This window comes from Neorhizobium sp. 05N33, assembly GCF_056397445.1.
This window is the reverse complement of record NZ_JBFTNK010000004.1, coordinates 58,014-76,103: the sequence shown is the minus strand read 5'-3', so window position 1 is coordinate 76,103 and position 18,090 is coordinate 58,014. Positions and strand designations below refer to the sequence as shown.

General features: G+C 60.9%; 18 protein-coding genes. 16 read left to right on the top strand and 2 right to left on the bottom strand.

Going from position 1 to position 18,090, the window contains the following annotated elements:
- Positions 1-41 precede the first annotated feature (41 nt).
- From AC1DLT_RS12840 to AC1DLT_RS12805, 8 genes are all read left to right on the top strand, one after another.
- A complete protein-coding gene (locus AC1DLT_RS12840) occupies positions 42-1,280 on the top strand; it encodes an extracellular solute-binding protein (protein ID WP_038543903.1) in 1,239 nt (412 codons plus the stop codon).
- A 58-nt stretch (positions 1,281-1,338) separates the two neighbouring features.
- Positions 1,339-2,259, top strand: coding sequence for a carbohydrate ABC transporter permease (locus AC1DLT_RS12835; protein ID WP_038543905.1), 921 nt, complete (start codon positions 1,339-1,341; stop codon positions 2,257-2,259).
- On the top strand, positions 2,256-3,119 hold the full coding sequence (locus AC1DLT_RS12830) for a carbohydrate ABC transporter permease (RefSeq protein ID WP_038543907.1): 864 nt from the start codon (positions 2,256-2,258) through the stop codon (positions 3,117-3,119). The genes AC1DLT_RS12835 and AC1DLT_RS12830 overlap by 4 nt, the downstream gene beginning before the upstream one ends.
- A gap of 577 nt (positions 3,120-3,696) precedes the next feature.
- Positions 3,697-5,637 carry a BTAD domain-containing putative transcriptional regulator gene (locus AC1DLT_RS12825; protein ID WP_477486967.1) on the top strand — a complete coding sequence of 647 codons (1,941 nt, stop codon included), beginning with the start codon at positions 3,697-3,699 and terminating at the stop codon, positions 5,635-5,637.
- Positions 5,638-5,732: 95 nt separating this feature from the next.
- Complete coding sequence (locus tag AC1DLT_RS12820; RefSeq protein WP_247032832.1) at positions 5,733-5,888, top strand: hypothetical protein; 156 nt, start codon at positions 5,733-5,735, stop codon at positions 5,886-5,888.
- Between the two features lie 288 nt (positions 5,889-6,176).
- On the top strand, positions 6,177-7,448 hold the full coding sequence (locus AC1DLT_RS12815) for a YcaO-like family protein (protein ID WP_477486966.1): 1,272 nt from the start codon (positions 6,177-6,179) through the stop codon (positions 7,446-7,448).
- The gene (locus tag AC1DLT_RS12810) at positions 7,445-8,188 is read left to right on the top strand and encodes a TfuA-like protein (RefSeq protein ID WP_477486965.1); all 744 of its coding nucleotides are present in this window, start codon (positions 7,445-7,447) and stop codon (positions 8,186-8,188) included. The genes AC1DLT_RS12815 and AC1DLT_RS12810 overlap by 4 nt, the downstream gene beginning before the upstream one ends.
- Positions 8,181-8,429: a hypothetical protein gene (locus AC1DLT_RS12805; RefSeq protein WP_477486964.1), complete on the top strand. Its 249-nt coding sequence runs from the start codon at positions 8,181-8,183 to the stop codon at positions 8,427-8,429. The genes AC1DLT_RS12810 and AC1DLT_RS12805 overlap by 8 nt, the downstream gene beginning before the upstream one ends.
- Here the strand turns inward: AC1DLT_RS12805 and AC1DLT_RS12800 are convergent.
- On the bottom strand, positions 8,426-8,872 hold the full coding sequence (locus AC1DLT_RS12800) for a helix-turn-helix domain-containing protein (RefSeq protein WP_477486963.1): 447 nt from the start codon (positions 8,870-8,872) through the stop codon (positions 8,426-8,428). The genes AC1DLT_RS12805 and AC1DLT_RS12800 overlap by 4 nt on opposite strands.
- A gap of 364 nt (positions 8,873-9,236) precedes the next feature.
- Between AC1DLT_RS12800 and AC1DLT_RS12795 the strand changes: the two genes are divergently transcribed.
- From AC1DLT_RS12795 to AC1DLT_RS12760, 8 genes are all read left to right on the top strand, one after another.
- Positions 9,237-10,271, top strand: a complete 1,035-nt coding sequence (locus AC1DLT_RS12795) for an ABC transporter substrate-binding protein (protein WP_247136893.1) — start codon at positions 9,237-9,239, stop codon at positions 10,269-10,271.
- A 26-nt stretch (positions 10,272-10,297) separates the two neighbouring features.
- Entirely contained in the window at positions 10,298-11,092 is a 795-nt protein-coding gene (locus AC1DLT_RS12790) for an ABC transporter ATP-binding protein (RefSeq protein WP_247136892.1), read from the top strand.
- On the top strand, positions 11,089-11,922 hold the full coding sequence (locus AC1DLT_RS12785) for an ABC transporter permease (RefSeq protein WP_477486962.1): 834 nt from the start codon (positions 11,089-11,091) through the stop codon (positions 11,920-11,922). The genes AC1DLT_RS12790 and AC1DLT_RS12785 overlap by 4 nt, the downstream gene beginning before the upstream one ends.
- 55 nt (positions 11,923-11,977) lie before the next feature.
- Positions 11,978-13,336 carry an FAD-dependent oxidoreductase gene (locus tag AC1DLT_RS12780; protein ID WP_477486961.1) on the top strand — a complete coding sequence of 453 codons (1,359 nt, stop codon included), beginning with the start codon at positions 11,978-11,980 and terminating at the stop codon, positions 13,334-13,336.
- Positions 13,333-14,505 (top strand): CaiB/BaiF CoA transferase family protein, encoded by a 1,173-nt coding sequence (locus AC1DLT_RS12775; RefSeq protein ID WP_477486960.1) that lies wholly within the window; start codon positions 13,333-13,335, stop codon positions 14,503-14,505. Before AC1DLT_RS12780 ends, AC1DLT_RS12775 begins: the two co-directional genes overlap by 4 nt.
- On the top strand, positions 14,502-15,278 hold the full coding sequence (locus tag AC1DLT_RS12770; protein WP_477486959.1) for an enoyl-CoA hydratase-related protein: 777 nt from the start codon (positions 14,502-14,504) through the stop codon (positions 15,276-15,278). The genes AC1DLT_RS12775 and AC1DLT_RS12770 overlap by 4 nt, the downstream gene beginning before the upstream one ends.
- A gap of 138 nt (positions 15,279-15,416) precedes the next feature.
- On the top strand, positions 15,417-16,340 hold the full coding sequence (locus AC1DLT_RS12765) for a LysR family transcriptional regulator (RefSeq protein ID WP_477487236.1): 924 nt from the start codon (positions 15,417-15,419) through the stop codon (positions 16,338-16,340).
- Positions 16,337-17,740, top strand: coding sequence for an amidohydrolase family protein (locus AC1DLT_RS12760; protein WP_477486958.1), 1,404 nt, complete (start codon positions 16,337-16,339; stop codon positions 17,738-17,740). The genes AC1DLT_RS12765 and AC1DLT_RS12760 overlap by 4 nt, the downstream gene beginning before the upstream one ends.
- Here the strand turns inward: AC1DLT_RS12760 and fdxA are convergent.
- Entirely contained in the window at positions 17,737-18,075 is a 339-nt protein-coding gene (fdxA, locus tag AC1DLT_RS12755; protein ID WP_477486957.1) for a ferredoxin, read from the bottom strand. The genes AC1DLT_RS12760 and fdxA overlap by 4 nt on opposite strands.
- Positions 18,076-18,090 lie beyond the last annotated feature (15 nt).

Genomic DNA, 18,090 nt, shown 5'->3' with positions numbered 1-18,090 from the left:
AGCACTTTCGTCTCCTATAAATACCAAGAGGATGGAACCAGATGAAAAAGCTAGTTTGCAGCACGATAGTAGCCTTGGGAGCCCTGGCGACAGCTTTGCCGGCAATGGCGCAGGAATTGACCTTCTGGAGCTGGCGGCAGGAAGATAAGGCCCAGTACCAGAAGTTTATCTCCGCTTTCGAGACGAAGAACCCGGGCATCACCGTCAAGTTCGAAACGTTCGAAGCGACGAACTACAACACGATCCTGTCGACCGCGCTTGCTGGCGGTTCGGGACCGGACCTGATGTTCACCCGCACCTATGGCGGCATGGAAACGATCGCGAGCGGTGGCTATCTTCTGGCTCTGGACAAGACCAATGTCCCGGCCCTCTCGACCTTCACCGCGCCGGCGCTCGCCTCGGAGACGATGCGTTCGAACAAGACCACCTACGCCGTACCCTTTGCCAGCCAGACCATGCTGGTGATTTACAACAAGGATATCTTCGACAAGAACGGCTTGAGCGAGCCGCAGAGCTGGGATGACTTCATCAAGGCATCCGAAAAGCTGAAGGCTGCCGGCGTCATGCCGTTTGCCAACGGCACGGCAACCGCCTGGCAGAACGAAGTCGTGGTCGGCGGCCTCGTATCCTCGATCATGGGCCGCGGTTTCTACGATGACCTGATGGCTGGCAAGGCGGACTTCACAGACAAGCGTTATGTCGGGGCACTCACCAAGCTCAAGGAAATCACCAAATATTTCCCGGACGGCTTCATCGGTCTTGATTATGCTTCCGCCCAGCAGCTCTTCTCATCGGGCATGGCCGGCATGTTTGTCGGCGGCTCCTACGAGCTTGCCAACTTCAAGAAGCAGAACCCCAACATGAAGATGGGCATCTTCGCGGCTCCCGGCCTGAAGGCCGAGGACGAGAAGCTCGTCGCCCTCTATTTCGACGGCGGTTATGCGGCCAACGCCAAGGGCAAGAACAAGGAAGCTTCGGTCAAGTTCCTGAACTTCCTCGCCAGCCAGGAATTCGGCCAGATGTTCGCCAACGACCTGAACAACATCTCGGCAGTACCCGGCGTGACGTTCAAGGACCCGCTGCTTGGCGAAGTCGCCGACCTCAACAAGCACTCGATCCCCTATCTGATGCTGGTCCATTTCCGTTACGGCGAGCCGTCCGGTTCGGTCCTGCTGCAGAGCGAGATCCAGAAGCTGCTTGGCGGCAAGGCGACCCCGGAAGAGGTCGGAAAGAACCTGACGACCGGCCTTGCGAACTGGTACGCCCCGTTCAAGAAGTGACCTCAAGCGGCGGGACGGCTTTGCAAGCCGCCCCGCTTCCAATCTCAAGAGAGTTGTAATGCCCGGATCGCCCCTTGTTTCGCGAAGGCTCTGGATTTCGGCCCTGATCGTGCCGCCGCTTGCCTTCGTAGCGCTGTTTGTCGTCTACCCGATCATTTCGGCCTTCGCCTATGCCTTTTTCCATTGGAACGGGCTGGCGCGCGGCGAATTCGTCGGTTTCGCAAACTTCTACAAGGTGCTGTTCACCCAGCCTTATGCCGATTGGACCGTCAACGCGTTCCTTCACAACGTCTGGGTCTTCTTTGCGCTGATGGTGCTGCAGAACGGCGTCGGATTCCTGCTCGCCTACTGTCTCTGGCGCGAGCTGCCGGGTGCTGCCTTCCACCGGATTTCCGTCTTCCTGCCGGTCGTACTGTCGACCATCATCGTTGGCTTTCTCTGGAAGCTCTTCCTTCATCCGCTTTTCGGCGTGGTCAACATCTCGTTCCGCGGGCTGGGCCTTGGCGGACTTGCCCAGCCCTGGCTGGGTCAGGATTCCACCGCGCTCTGGTCGTTGATATTCGCCAATGCGTGGCACATGGTCGGCTTCCCGACGCTGGTCTTCCTCGCAGGCATGCAGCGCATTCCGGGCGAAATCCTCGATGCCGTTCGCATGGAAACCGAAAGCGAGTGGACCAAGATCACCAAGATCGTCTGGCCGCTGGTGGCGCCAAGCGCCACGGTCGTCTTCACGCTTCTTTTCGTCGGCAGCTTCAACTGGTTCGAGATTCCTTACGTGATGGTCGGCCTTGAAGGCTCTCCGCACGGCGCAACCGATGTGCTCGGGCTCTATTTCTACCGCACCGCCTTCGGCAACATGTCCGGCTCGGGCCAGGATTTCGGCGCCGGCAGCGCGCTTGCCGTGCTGATCTTCGTCTTCATCGCGCTGGTGGCCGGCGTCATCACCTTCAAGCTGCGGGCCAGGGAAATCCAGATATGAGCACTGCTTCGCAAAGCTATTACGATCGGCGCGGCATGCTCGCCACGCTCGGCAAGGATGGGCTGATCCAGATCATCCTGATCCTGAATACGGTGGTGATGCTCGCCCCCATCGTCATCATGCTGTTTGCCGCGTTCAAGACCAATGCGCAGATCTTCCAGTCGCCGTTCGGCATCCCGGATTTCTCCAACCTTGCCAACATCGTCAAGATCTGGAGCCAGACCAACTTCCTGCGCTATCTCCTGAATTCGGTGATCGTCACCGGCGCGTCGATCGTCGTGATCCTGACGCTCGGGACGATGGCGGCCTATGCGGTCGGTCGCTACAAGTTCCGGGGATCGAGCTTCGTGCTGATGTTCTTCCTGGCCGGACTGACGCTTCCCCTGAAGCTCGCGATCATCCCGCTCTTCATCCTGATGCGCGATCTCGGCATCCTGAACACGCAGCTGTCGCTGATCGTCATCTATGTGGCGATGGGCTTGCCGACCACCGTCTTCATCATGACCGGCTTCATCGCCACGCTTCCGAACGAACTTGAGGACGCGGCCCGCATGGACGGCGCCAGCGAACCGCGGATCATGTGGTCGATCATGCTGCCGCTGGTGCGGCCGGCCCTGGTGATCGCCGGCATTCAGAACGTCGTGCCGATCTGGAACGACTTCTTCTTCCCGCTGATCTTCATCCAGAAGGACAACCTGAAGACCCTGCCGCAAGGCCTCACGACCTTCATGGGCGAATACACGACAGATTGGGGCGTGCTGTTCGCGGGGCTTCTGTTGTCCTCGGCGCCGGTCATCATCGTCTACATCATCCTGTCCCGCCAGTTCATCAACGGCATGACGGCGGGAGCAGTGAAGTAGGGAGGTCAAGAACCACGCTTGGAATGCCCACTGAACGCAGGGACTGCCGTGAATATGGCAAGTTGAACGCGGATCGATGTGCTGTTATGCACGTCTCGGATGCGGCTCGCACCCGCAACACCATAAAACAATCGCAACCCTGTAGCGGTTCAAGACGTTCAGCGGTAAAAGCAGATTCATGAACGACAACGTCATCAAATTCCGACGCCCGGAACCGCCGCCGCGAGAGCCGAATCCGTTGCTGCGCAAGTTGGCAGTTGTTGCAGCCGTGATCGTATGCCTTGTTCTCGCTTGGGCGTACTTCCAGTTCCTCGGAAGCCCGGCGTAATTCCCGAGCTCATCCGGCCCGACTGAGGCCGATATCCTGATGTCGGTCGAGCAAATATCTTACAACCTGCTTCCGACCTGCGGCGGAGGATGAAAACGCGTCTTCGACGAGAGCAATACAACGTAATTTGCCGAAGCGGGTTTCGTACTTGGAGCTTATTAGCTCAGCAGTATCAGAAATGAATGTACAGACCGTCCCCATAACGATACATATTTTCTACAACAACGCGTAGTTCCGAACAGCAATACAATGCTCGAAAATACGATGCTCCAAATCCGGTTGCTCGGTCGCCCCTCGCTTGAGTTGGACGGCATGAGCATCGCGCTGCCGGAAAAAGCCTATTTTCTATTTGCCGTCGTTGCGATGGCGCCCAGATTGACGGTCGACCGCGAAACGATACGGCGGCTGCTCTGGCCCTCCCATGATGCGGAAAAACGCGCCAACAGCCTGCGTCAGCTTCTGGCACGCATCGCCAAGGCGGTCGGACCGGACGCCCCGGCCATCCTCGTCAACGACGAAGAAACGCTGCGCCTTGATTGCGATCGGTTCACGGTTGATCTCCTCGCCTTGATGGAGGCGGCACCGTTAGACGAGGATAAATGGGACCTTGTTCATGGCGAACTGCTCGAAGCCGTCGAGGCTCCGACCGGCGGCGCGGAGGACTGGCTTCTGGATGCGCGGCGCAAGGTCGGTGACTGGCGACTGAGCCACATCGAAAGCCTGCTCGCGATATCGTCCCACCAGCAATCCTCATCACTACCCTTGCTTGCCAACCACCTGATCGAACTGGATGCCTCTCACGAGGGCGCCGCGCGAGCGCTGATGAAATATCACGTCGGCCACGGCGACTTCGCCGCCGCCCGCCAGGCCTATAGCCGATGCCGGGACCAGCTCAGGGCCGACTACGGCACGCCGCCGACGCCGGAGACGGTTGGGCTCGCCCACGAACTCGGCATCCTCAGTCGGCCCGGCTCGGACCGTACACCGGAAACGGAGGAGCGATCAAAGGGTCTCATGCCGGCACAGCCGCGGGTGGTGATCCTGCCGCCCGAGACCATCGTCCAGGACGCACTGGTGCAGCGCCTCGGCAGAGCTCTTTTGGAAGACGTCACGATCGGCCTCAGCCACCAACGTGTTTTCAAGATCATCGCCGCCCATACGAGTTTCGAACTGCTCAATCGATCGGGCGATGCAAATCAACATCAATCGGCCCTCAGCGACCTTCAGTTCGACTATTCCGTGTTCGTGACGATCCAGGGTGAAGGCGACGAGATTTTTGCGACCTGCAGGCTGACGCGGGTGGGCACCGGCGAAGTGCTCTGGGCCATCAACCTGCCGCTCGACGTCCAGCAGATGAGAGCATCTTTCAGCCAGTTGGCGCGGCGCATCTCGATGTCGCTGACCGATGTCATCGAACGGCATGAAATCGCCAGGTCTCTCGACGACGTCGACCCCTCTGCCTACCGCCTTTACCTCGAAGGAAAGCGCTATCTGTCCGGCACGGACCTGCCGCATCTGCGTCAGGCGCGCAAATGGTTCAAGTCAGCGGTCAAGCGCTGTGACAGCTTTTCGCCGGCGCATGCCGGAATTTCGCGCTCGCTCGGCATGGAATGGCTGGTTCGCGGCATGAAGGACAACGAGCTGCTGGATGTGGCCAATCAATCCGCCCGCGCATCCCGCGATCTCGATCCCGGCAGCGGTCGCGCCTTCCGCGAGCTCGGTTTCATCTCGCTCTATCGCCGGCGTTTCGACGAAAGCCTGGACCTTTTTCAGGAGGCTCAGAACCTTAATCCGAGCGACGCTGACGTGCTGATAGATTATTCGGACGCTCTGTCGCATGCCGGCGACCTGGACAAGGCTCTCGATCTCGGGCTCGCGGCCTTCAAGCTGAACCCTCTGCCGCCGGATTATTACTACTGGATACTGGGCTCCACCCATTACGTGCGCCAGGAATATTCAAAAGCGATCGATACGATCGACCCGGTCCGCAGCAAACACGCCACCGCGCGGCTGCTTGCCGCCAGTCACGCGATGGCAGGCGACATGCCGGCTGCGCGTAAATATGCGGCGATCGTCCGGGAAAATTTCCCCGATTTCCGCAGCGAAGATATCCGCTACTTCGTGCCGGACCGTGACCCGGCGCATGCCGAGCTGCTCATTCACGGCCTCAGGCTCGCTGGGCTGCCGTAAAAAGGCGTGAAAATGCCTGTCACGCTGGAATAACACCCTCTGTGGTCCTTTCTCTACGCAACGCAGCACAAGCTGCCTTTTAGCGGAGAGAAAGCATGGAAACGAAGTTCAAGACATCCAAGCCGGTTGAGACGACTGCCTCTGCCCCGACGCTGCGGTTTTCCGCCGCTGCCGAAGCCGTGCTTGGCGGCCGGACCGAGATTGCGGCGAACGCGCTCTCTCAGGTCACGCATGCAATGAGATATCAGTAATGAGCCTGGAAGCCCAAGGTGCCGACGGTTGCCTTGGGCTTAACCACGAGCCGCGACGGCTCTGGAATGCCGCCAAGCAAAGGTCTTTTCAGCAACCAAACTTGCCCCTTCACAAGCCTGTCACGCCCAAGTCACGGTGCCTTTGGTCTCCTCTCCCATAGAGACTCTTAGAGAGGACGAATCGACGGGATGAGTTCGGCATCGCAACCACTTTTGCAGACCCGGCAGTCGCCCGCCCAATCTCGTTCGAGATCGGGGTCATTCGAAATTTGGCAGCCGGAAATGATGATGCAGATCCAGTCATCGACGCAGACGATCCAGAAATTCGCAGCCTCCCTCACACAGCGGGAGCAGGGTTTCAGCACGTATCATGACCGGCGCGTGTCGCCGGCGGAAACCTTCGACGCGATCAGCCCGTTTTTCAGAGATCTCGGCATCACCCGGGTCGGCTTCCTGACCGGCCTCGACCGGGTCGGCATTCCCGTCGCCTTTGCGACGCGGCCCAACAGCTACACTCTCTCCGTCTTCCAGGGCAAAGGCGTCGATACCGATGCGGCGCGCACCTCAGCCGCCATGGAAGCCCTTGAGACACGGGTTGCCGAGGTCGAACCGGCATCGCTGACCTGGGCGACCGTCAACGACGTCGCCGGCTCTGCCGCGGGTATGATCGACCTTCATTCGACCGCACGGTGCGTGCCCTCCGAAATCGGCGACCGTCAGATACCCTGGGTCACCGGTCTCGACATCCTCTCCGGCAATCAGATCATGGTGCCCTGGTGGCTCGCCGGGATGGATCACCGAGGCGAACGGCCTGCCGGGTTCGAGCAGTCCAGCGATGGCCTCGCATCCGGAAACACCCATGCGGAGGCACTCCTGCACGGGCTGTGCGAACTCGTCGAGCGCGATGCCTGGACCCTTGTCCAGCTCAAATCCGAGGACGAATTGAATGCCTGCCTCGTCGATCCGGCCAGCGTCGAGGATGCCGTGCTCGACCTCATGGTCAGCCGCCTTCGCAATGCGGGCATGCAGCTCCTTCTCCTCGACATGACGACAGACCTCCAGGTTCCGGCATTTCTGGCCGTGCTTATCCCGGACGCCACGGCCAAGCGATCAGACCCGCGCTGGAGTCAGATTTGCGGCGGCTGCGGCTGCCATCCCGACCCCGTGCGCGCAATGCTGCGCGCCATCACCGAAGCAGCACAGAGCCGTCTGACCGCGATTGCCGGCAGCCGCGACGATTTTTCGCCCCGCATCTATCAGCACATACGGGCGGATAACGCTCTCAGCCGCCTGGTCGCCCTGTCGTCGTTGGACAGGCGCCCGGTCCAGTATCGCGAGCTTGACGTAACCCGCCACACCATCAACGGCACGATCGATCACATACTCGGTCGTCTCAGGCTTGCCGGCATCAGGCAGGTGGTTGCGGTTCCCATGCAGGATGCCGGGCTCCCCGTTTCGGTCGTCCGGGTCATCGTTCCCGGCCTGGAAGTCGAACTTTCCGGACAATATTTGCAGCTCGGTATCCGCGCTGCAAATGCCATAAGGAGATCACGGCATTGAAAGTCGTTTTCGTCGGGCCAAGCCTCGGGTCGTCGACCCGCCAGATGAAACAGCGATTCCCGTCGCTGACCTTCCGCGGACCTGCGGCCCGCGGAGACATCCTGAAGGCGGTCGAGGACGGCGCCACGGCGATCGCCCTGATCGACGGCTATTTCGGCGAGTCCGCCTCCGTGTGGCACAAGGAGATTCTTTATGCGCTGAGCCGCGATGTCTCCATCGGCGGCGGCTCGAGCATGGGGGCGCTGCGCGCTGCCGAATGCGAGGCATTCGGAATGATCGGCATCGGCCGGATATATTCCGACTATGCAGCCGGCCGGCTGATCGACGACGAGGCCGTGGCATTGATCCACGGCCCCGAGGAGCTCGGATGGATGCCGCTCTCGGTGCCGCGCGTCGACTACGAGGCAACGATCCGCAAGCTTGGGCGGATGGGGCTCATTTCAGCTGCCGAGCGGGAACGGTTTTTTCTCGCTGCCAATTTCATGCACTACACCGAGCGGACCTATCAGGCCATTCTCGAACGATGCGAGTTCAGTGATCCTCAGCGCGGTGCGGTGATCCTTCACGACATCAAACGCCACAAGGTGGAATTGAAACGTGAGGATGCGAGGGCCGTTCTCGTCTGGCTCAACGGCATTACCAGTTCCCGTAAACACTCCAAATGGACGTTCGCACAGACCGCCCATTGGGAAAAACTGCGCGACGAGATGGACTCGGCGCAAGGATCCATGAATGATTGATCTCGCCCACGACGTCGCCAGCGACGAATATGCCCGCCTGTTCCGCATGCTTTCCGCGGTCAACAAGGAGGCGGAATCGCTTCAGCTCTCCACGGTCGTCCACTTGACGAACATGGCTCTCCTTCAACTCTCGCTCGATTGGGAAGGCACCAGTCCCGAAAACGAGAGGAGCGTGAAGCTGAATGCGATATTCCGCAGCAAGACGAAGATAGCCCTCGATGAGGATGGTCCCAGGACTTAAACGTCAGAGACCGCTGACTGGGCCGGCTGTCTTTCGATATCGGCCAAAAGCGCCTCCGCCTCGAATTCCCTTGCAACAACCGCCTGAACCAATTCCAGGATGCGTTTGCGAAGAACCGGTTTGGAAATGCTCATGAATGCGGTGCTCATCAGCAGCGCTTCATGGGTGAAATCGAATTGCGGGTCTTCGAGCTGATTGTCGTTCGATGGTTCGACTGTCGGGATCCGATCGAAGAACGCCACCATCTCGACCTTTAGCGCGGTCGCGATCTCCACGAGCTTGCCGACAGCAATCCGATTAATGCCGTTTTCATATTTCTGAAGCTGCTGAGACGTGATGCCCACATGGTGGGCAAGTTGCGGCTGAGTAAGTTTTTTCTCTCGCCTGTAGAGGCGGATCCGCTTTCCAACCTCTCTGTCGGCTGCATTCGGTGCTTTGCTCACTGAGGGACCATCTCTTTGGCACTAGGATACTGACGTGTTATTTGTATCCTATCATCGATAAGTTGCCGAGTACCCCTGCAAGCATTTTCTATCTTGAGTGGATAATTAAGTAAACGTCCACCATAAATCAGGGCTTCGCAAAGTCTTGGCGTTAAATCGATGCTTCGGTTCGGGCGACGGACTTGACGATTGCAAATTCAATAGAATCGCCGCGCGTTTTGGCGTTGCCTTTTCGGCAACTAAATATGCGAAATATTGTTCTTTATTAGAACGCGACATTGCGCCATCCTCCCCTCAATCCGGCGCTGAGACCGGCCAAGTCAAGCGAAAATGTATCAGGCCATAAGGCCAACAGGGGAACGCTATGTCTCATTTCACACTGAATCGCCGCCGTTTCATATCCAACGCTGCGGCCTTGGGTGGCTTCGCCGCCGCCTCCAGCGTCCTCGGCATCCGCGCCGGCAATGCCAAGGATGTGGCCAAGGTGCGCATGCAGCTCGGCTGGCTCGTCTCGAACGGCGTACTCGGCGAAGTCGCCGCCATCAAGAAGGGCTTCTTCGAAGAACAGGGCATCGAGCTTGAAATCGTCCCCGGCGGACCAAGCGTCGACGGCGTCGCGGGCGTGGCATCGGGCCAGTCCGCAACCGGCCAGATTTCCTCCAGCCCGTCCGTGATGCTGGCGCGTTCGGCAGGCCTGCCGGTCAAGGCCTTCCTGTCCGGCTACCAGAAGCACCCCTTCACTTATTTTTCGCTGAAGAACAAGGCGATCAAGACCCCGAAAGACATGATCGGCAAGACGATCGCCACCCAGCCGACCGCCTTCATCCTGCTGCGCGCACTGCTCGCCCAGAACGGCATCGCCGAGGACCAGGTGAAGATGGTCAACATGGGTTCGGACATGAACCAGCTGATCACCGGTCAGGCTGATGCGGTCACCGGCTGGCTCACCAACGTCAATGCCCTCGATGTCCTCGGCGACAACCGCGTCGACATGATGCTGTGGGACAGCGGCCTGCAGCTGTACGCCAACGTCTACTACACGACCGACGACCAGATCGCCAAACATTCCGATGTTCTCGAACGTTTCACCCGCGCCGCTGCCAAGGGCTGGGGTTATGTCCGCAACAACCAGAAGGAAGCGGTCGAGATGCTCTGTGAGGCCTATCCGATCCTCGACAAGGCCAGCGAAATGAAAGCCGTGGCCCCGTGCGTCGACTTCTCCTTCGGCGCCACCACCAAGGCGTCCGGCTGGGGCACCATGTCGCGTGAAAACTGGGCCGCGCAGATCAAGGCCTATGCCGATCTCAAGCAGTTCAAAGGAACGGTTCCGACGGTCGACGACGTCGCGAACTTCTCCATCCTCGAAGCCACCAGCGACATCCGCAAACAGGTGGGGTGATGGCCATGTTAGGAACGGCGAAGTTGATGCCAAGCGTTCCCCAGACCGAACCGGCAACGACGGCAGTTTCGATCCGAAACCTTTCCGTCAGGTTCGGCGACAGGAACAACGAATTCACGGCCCTTTCCGACGTTTCCGTGGACATATCGGAAGGCGCCTTCGTCACCATGCTTGGGCCGTCCGGCTGCGGAAAATCGACCCTGCTCAGATGTGTGGCGGATCTCGTCCACATCAGCGACGGTTCGATTTCCGTCTTCGGTCGCAGCCCGCAGGAAGCTCGCGAGAGCCGCGACTTCGCCTTCGTTTTCCAGGATGCGACGCTGCTTCCCTGGCGGAACGTACTTGACAACGTCCGACTGCCGCTGGAAGTCGGAAAACACGCCCAAACCGGCGACCACGCGGACCCGCATGAACTGCTGGCCATGGTCGGACTGAAGGGGCGCGAAAACGCGCTCCCTCACGAGCTCTCGGGCGGCATGCGCCAGCGCGTGGCGATCGCCCGCGCGCTGATCACGCGGCCGCGCATCCTGCTGATGGACGAGCCGTTCGGGGCACTGGACGAGATCACCCGTGATCGGCTGAACGAGGAACTGCTGCGCGTCTGGCAGGAAACGGGAACGACGATCCTGTTCGTCACCCATTCCATCCCGGAAGCGGCTTTCCTCGGCCAGAACGTGCTGATGCTTCAGGCCCATCCGGGTCGCGTCAAGGAGTTCATGAAGGTCGATCTCCCCTTCCCGCGTTCGCTTGCCGTGCGTGACACCGTCGAGTTCATCGGCGTCACCGCGCATCTGCGCCGCCTTCTGGAGGAATGCCTGTGAGCCACGTCGTTTCCTCCACCACCAAGACCGGTGCCCCACCCGAGCGCAAAATTGCGCTTCTCGATGCAACGGCCGGCGTGCTCGTCAAGCATATGCCGGCGATATCAGCCGCCGTCGGGCTTGTGGTCCTCTGGCAGCTCGTCGTCTGGTTCTTCAAGATCCCGACCTTCATGGCCCCGAGCCCGGTCGATGTCGCCTACGCCTTCCAGGACAACGCCAAGATCCTCTGGACCAACATGCTGCCGACGATCCTCGAGGCTTTCCTCGGCTTCGTCTTCGGCAATCTCGTCGCTATTCTGCTGGCGATCTGGTTCGTCCATAGCGCGACGGCGGAAAAGGCCTTCTACCCGATCGCCGTGTTCATCAAGGCGATCCCGATCATCGCGCTTGCCCCGATCCTCGTGCTCATCTTCGGCAACGGGCTTGCGCCAAAAATCATCATCGCCGGGCTGATCTGCTTCTTCCCGACTTTGGTCAACATGGTCCAGGGCCTGAAATCCGCGAGCCCTGCCATGCTCGACCTGATGCGGGTGCTGTCTGCCAGCAACACGGAAATCCTCTGGAAGGTGCGGCTGCCGAGTTCCATGCCGTTCCTGTTTGCGGCACTGAAGATTGCGGCGACCAGCAGCGTCATGGGCGCCATCGTCGCCGAATGGATCGGCTCCAGCTTCGGCCTAGGCGCCCTCATCATCGAGGCGACCTACAATTTCCGCTCACCTTTGCTCTACGCAACCGTCGTGATCGCTGCCGTCCTTGCAGTCGTCCTCTTCTTCATCGTCTCGGTGATCGAAGCCCGGATGATCCGCTGGAAGCCGGCCGGATCGCACTGAGCCCAACACACTGAGCCAACTGTCCTCAGGCCCAACTCTTTGGGAGTTTGAACCAATGCAACAGACAATTCTTCAGGCGGCGCGCAACGTCGCGGTGGTCGACCGTTCCGATGTGGTCGTGGTCGGCGGAGGACCAGCGGGTATTTCCGCCGCCGTTTCCGCAGCCCGCAACGGCGCCAAGGTGACCCTCCTCGAACGCTACCCCTATGTCGGCGGACTTGCCGCCGGCGGCATGGTGCTGGTGCTCGACGACATGATCAACAACCTCGAAATCACCGTGCAGGGCATCTGCATGGAGATGATCGAGCGGATGAAGAAATGGGACCTCTGCGTCACCCCGACCGGCCGCGACCGCGAGCTCGACATCCGCGAGACGCCGGACGCCTGGCGGCGGTGGGCGCGCTGGGGCCTGTTCGATTTCCACACCCAGTCCATGCCGCACCCGATCTGCTTCTCCGCCGCCTTCGATCCGGACGGCTTCAAACGCGCCTCCTATGACGTGCTGACCGAAGCCGGCGTCAAGCTCAGGACCCATAGCTGGTTCTCCTCCGCGATCATGGAGGGCAAGACCATCAAGGGCGTCATCTGCCAGACCAAGTCCGGCATGGAAGCGATCCTCGGCGATGTCGTCATCGACACGACCGGCGACCTCGACGTCGCGGCGTCCGCCGGCGCCTCGCATGTGGAATCGAACTTCATCCTGACCACCGTCTCCCGCTGGGGCGGCGTCGATACGGACGCCGCCGAACGTTTCGAGTTCGAGGAGCCGGAAGCCTTCAAGAAGATCGACCACGAGGCAAAACGCCTGATCGGCGGCTGCTGGTCCTTCTGGTGGCTGAAGACCCCGCTGCCCGGCGTCGTCTGGCTCAACTGCCCGCATATGCCGAACCTCTCCGGCCTCAAGACCGAGGATCTCACCAAGGCGGAAATCGAAGGCCGCAACCGTATCGCCCGCCTGCTCGATTTCACCCGTGAAAAGATGCCCGGCTTCGAGAAGGCCTATGTGATCGATTTCGCGCCGCAGACCGGCGTGCGCCAGACGCGGCTACTCGAAGGCGAATACGTGGTCACCAAGGACGACGTGATGAACCGTATCCACTTCTCCGACACCGTCTGCCGCGGCCGCGACTATTACACGCCCTACCGCTCAATGCTGCCGCGCGAAGTCGACCAGCTGATCGTCGCCGGACGTCACTACTCGGCGACACCGCAGGCGCAGAAATCGAGCCGCGAGATTCCGCCCTGCATGGCGATGGGCGAGGCCGCAGGCGTCGCCGCCGTCGTGGCGCTCAATGCCGGAACCACCGTTCGGAAAGCCGATGTTCGTGCGATCCAGAAACAGATGCGGGCCCAGGGTGCCGATCCCGGCGACGTGCCCTCCGACAATGCAACATTCCTGGAGGCTGCGGAATGAACTCTCTACCCCTCGACGGCATCCGCGTAATCGATTTCACGCAGGTCATGCTCGGCCCCTGCTGCACCCAGACGCTCGCCGACTACGGCGCCGAAGTCATCAAGATCGAGAAGGCCAAGATCGGTGACCTGTCGCGCTGGTCGCTCGGCTCCGATCCGGACGGCCTCAACAACCCGGTCTTCTGCTCGCTCAACCGCAACAAGAAGAGCCTGGCGCTGGACCTGAAGCTCACCGAAGCGCGCGACGCCGTTCTAGCCCTGATCGCGGGCGCCGACGTGGTGGTCAACAACTTCCGCCCCGGCGTGATGGAGCGCATGGGCTTCGGTTACGATGACCTGAAGAAGATCAACAAGCGGCTGATCTACGCCGTCGGCACCGGCTTCGGCCTCACTGGCCCCTACCAGCACAAGGGCGGTCAGGATATTCTCGCCCAGGCGCTTTCCGGCGTCATGCGCCGCAAGTCCGACAGCGCCCATCCGACCTCCATCTACGCCACGCCGCTTGCCGACTACTCCGCCGGCATGCACCTCGTGCAGGGTATCCTGCTTGCGCTGCTGCATCGGGAAAAGACCGGCGAAGGCCAGCAGGTCGCCGTCAGCCTCTACAATTCCATGCTCGCCATGCAGATGCAGGAAGGTGCCGCGCACATGATGCGTGAGAAGGACCTGAACTGGGGCGCCTTCCCGCTGACCGGCGTATTCGACACGACAGACGGTGCGATCGTCATGGTCGGCGCCTTCAAGCAGAACCCGCTGCAGGACATCTGCAACGCGCTCGAAATCGAAGATCTTTCCGCGCAACCGCGCTATAAGGATTTCGATTCCCAGATGGCGCATCGCCCCGAACTGCAGGAGATTTTTCGCGCGAATTTTGCCAGGAACAGCAACGCCTACTGGCTGAGGCGCCTGGAAGAAGTCGATATCCTCTGCGCGCCCGTGCGCAACCTCGCCGAAGCGCTTCAGGATCCGCAGACGGTCATCAACAAGATGATCCTCGAAGCAGGTGAAACGGCCGCGGGGCCGATCCGCCTCATCGGATCTCCCATCGACATGTCCGCTGCGCCGGTTTCGGTGCGTATCGCACCTCCGCGTCTCGGCCAGCATAATGACGAGATCCTCGCCTCCTTAGAGGCCGGGTCTTTGCAAGCAACCCGCGGAGACGCGGCATGACCGTCGGATTTTCCGTCGAGAACCGCGTCGCACGGGTCACGCTCGACCGCCCTGACCGCATGAACGCCGTCGATGCCGCGACCGAAAAGGAACTCGAGGCGATCTGGACCGAGATCGAGGCCCGCGACGACATCTCCTGCGTGGTCCTGACCGGCAGCGGCCAAAAGGCCTTCTGCACCGGCGCCGACCTCAAGGGCGGCGCCACCAAGAGTGGCCTCGAATATTGGGCGGAAAGCCGCACCAACGGCTTCGGCGGCCTTGCCTTCCGCAAATCGCTGGACGTGCCGGTGATCGCCCGCGTCAACGGTTATGCGCTCGGCGGCGGCTTCGAAATGGTGCTCGGCTGCGATATTGTGATCGCCGCCGACACCGCCAAGTTCGGCCTGCCGGAAGCACGCGTCGGCCGCATGCCGCTCGATGGCGGCATGGTGCTCCTGCAGCGCAAAATCCCCCACAACCTCGCCATGTCGGTGATGCTGACCGGCCGACAGTTCACCGCCGCTGAAATGCAGGGCTTCGGCATCGTCAACGAGACCGTGCCCTTCGACCAGCTGGATGCAGCCGTCGACAAATGGGTAAGCGATATCGTCGCCTGCGCCCCGCTGTCACTGAAGGCGATCAAGCAGACGGTCAACCGCACGGGTCATCTCAGCCCCGCGGAAGCTCAAGGATTGCGCACCCCCGCGCTCATCCGTGCGCTTCAAAGCGAAGACGCTGTCGAAGGTGTCACGGCCTTCCGCGAAAAGCGCGTTCCGGTTTGGCAGGGCCGCTGATGCATGTCGCGCAAAAGTGTGCGGCGGTTTTGCGGTAAAGACATGCATCCAACAAGGAACGGAAGCGTGGCAAGCGAATCCGAAGGATCGCAACACGCTTCAGGTATGGTATGAATTTCAGGATCTTGGGGGATGAGTATGCACGCCAGTATCCTGAAATATTTCGTCGAAGTCGCGCGCGCCGGCTCGATCCGAAAGGCCTCCGAAGAGTTGCATGTGGCGACCTCCGCCGTCAGCCGCCAGATCCGCAAGCTTGAGGACGAGCTCGGCACGCCTCTGTTCGAACGGTTCTCCGACGGCCTGCGCCTCACCTCCGCCGGCAAGGTGGTGCTGAAGCACGCCAAGGAGACGATACACCACTACGAGATCATGAAATCCGATCTCGGCGACCTGCAGGGCAAGCGCACCGGCCGCGTCCATATCGCCTGCCTCGATAGTCTCGCCGTCCAGTTCATGCCGGAATTCGTGATCGGATTTCACCGAAAAAACCCGGCGGTCGATTTCCGCATCCGCGCCGACAATTTCAACAACATCTTCCATTTCGTCGCCGACGGCGATTGCGACATCGGCATCACCTTCGACCTAGCACGGCCGCACGACATCAAGCTGGTTCATGGCGTGCGCATGCCGCTGATGGTGATCGTTGCAAAGCATCATCCGCTCGCCCGCCAGAAGAGCGCGACCCTGCAGGAATGCGCCCAGTTCAAGCTGCTGCTGCAACTCGACAACGAGGTGATGAGCTCGATGATCGCCGTCGAACTCGCCTCGCTCGATCGCGTCGGCCGCACACTTGTCGCCACCAATAACCAGATGATGCTGAAACCGCTGATCCTCTCCGGCGAAGGCGTCGCCTTCTTCACCCCGCTCGGTCTCCTGAAGGAGCTGAAGGCCGGCGACGTGGTCGCCCTGCCGATCGCCGGCTCCCGCCTGCAGAACATGGAGGTCGGCATCGTCGCGCCCCACAACCGTCAGCTCACCCACGCCACCGAAGCCGTAATCGAGGCGCTGAGCGTCGATCTCGAAAAGTTCAGCAACCAGATCGCGGAGGTCATCAAGCGGTGACATCGAACGAGGACACACGTTTCCTGCCGAATCCGGGCCATCAGAAAGCTTTGCGCGGCAATGCGGCGCAAGCCGCCCTTCCCGCTCTCGCCTCTGGCATCCCCCTTGTCCCTGGCGATCTCATTCTGTCGATGCCGGTCAACGCCCATGACCACGGCTACGGCATCCGTACGCTCGATTTCGGCAGCCTCGACGACGCCCTGGAAACCTGGATCCCGACCATGCGGCTGCGGCCCCACACCGACGCCTATCTCGAAGCCCTCGTCGCATTCGGGCGCCTCGCAAAAACCGGCGTCGCCGCGACCATCCACTGCCACAATTCCCTGAATGCGGCCCGCATGATCGACGAGGCCCTGGAGGTGATCCGCGCGGCCAAGGATGTCGGTATCCGGCTCGGCCTTTCCTGCCCGCTGCTCGACCACGACGCCTGGGCCTATGACGGCGGCCCGGAACGGTTGAAACCGTTCATGAGTACCATGGACTGGGAAGCCCTTTCCCCGCTTGCGCCTCGATATGCGCCTTTCCGTGATCAGCTCGCCGCCGCCGATGCCGTCGCTGCCGCGAATTCCAATCCTCTGGTCGATGTCCAATATGGCCCGATCGGCCCGCAATGGTGCTCCAATGCGCTGCTCGAAGCGATCGCCGAGGCATCCGCCACCAACAATCGCCGCATCCACATGCACCTGCTCGAAAGCCCGCGGCAACGGGCATGGCTGGACCGCCGCTTCCCACAAGGCATTGTCCGCTATCTCGACGACATCGGCTTCCTCTCGTCGCGTCTGGCGGTTGCCCACGGCGTTCAGCTCCGGCCGGACGAGTATGAGTTGTTGGCCGAACGCGGCGTCCAGCTCGTCTCCAATCCCTCCGCCAACCTGCGCCTGCGCTCCGGCATCGCGCCGCTGGCGGAAGCCGTTAAGCGCAGCCTGCGCTTCGGCATCGGGCTCGACGGCGGCGCCTTCGACGACGACCAGGATCTCTGGCGCGAAATGCGGCTCCTCTATTTCCTGCATGGCGGGCGGGGACTCGAACGAAGCTTTACGGCTGCCGATATCTTCGACGCCGCGATCAAAACCGGCGCGACCGTCGTCAACGCCCCGCTCGGCGAAGATTTTACGGTCATCGACTACGATGCCCTGATCGCCGACAGCATCTTCGACGATCTCGATGAGGCGGAAGTGCTGCTGAACCGCATGTCAGCCGTCCACGCCAAGGCCGTCTATGTCGCCGGCCAGCCGGTCATGCGAGACGGCAGGCTCGTGAATGTCGATTTCGATGCGGCTCGCAAGGAACTGCTGGCCCAGGCCAAGGCCGACCTGCCGCGCCTGACCATCGAGCGGGAGAGATGCGGCAAGCTGATCGCGGCCACCCGCGCCTATTACGGAAGCTGGACCAGCGCTTAGTGAGCCGCCTCGCGTACGGGCGCCGATGTCACCACCGGGTGATCAAGGTTCCGCGTCCGGCTCTTGTCCCAGCCGCCCGGAGATCCCAACCCGGTGACATCGGGACCGAAATAATCCCGGTTCACCGGAACGAAGGCCATCTGCGCCTCGGTCGCCTCCTCGTCGTAGGCGATGGCATCGACCGGACAGATGGAAAGACAGAGGCCGCAATTGATGCATTCGTCCGGATGGATATAGAACATCCGCCCACCCTCGTAGATGCAGTCGACGGGACAGGCAGCCGTGCAGGCGCCATCCTTCACGTCGATACAGGGTTCGGTGATGATATAGGCCATCCGATCGTTTGCCTC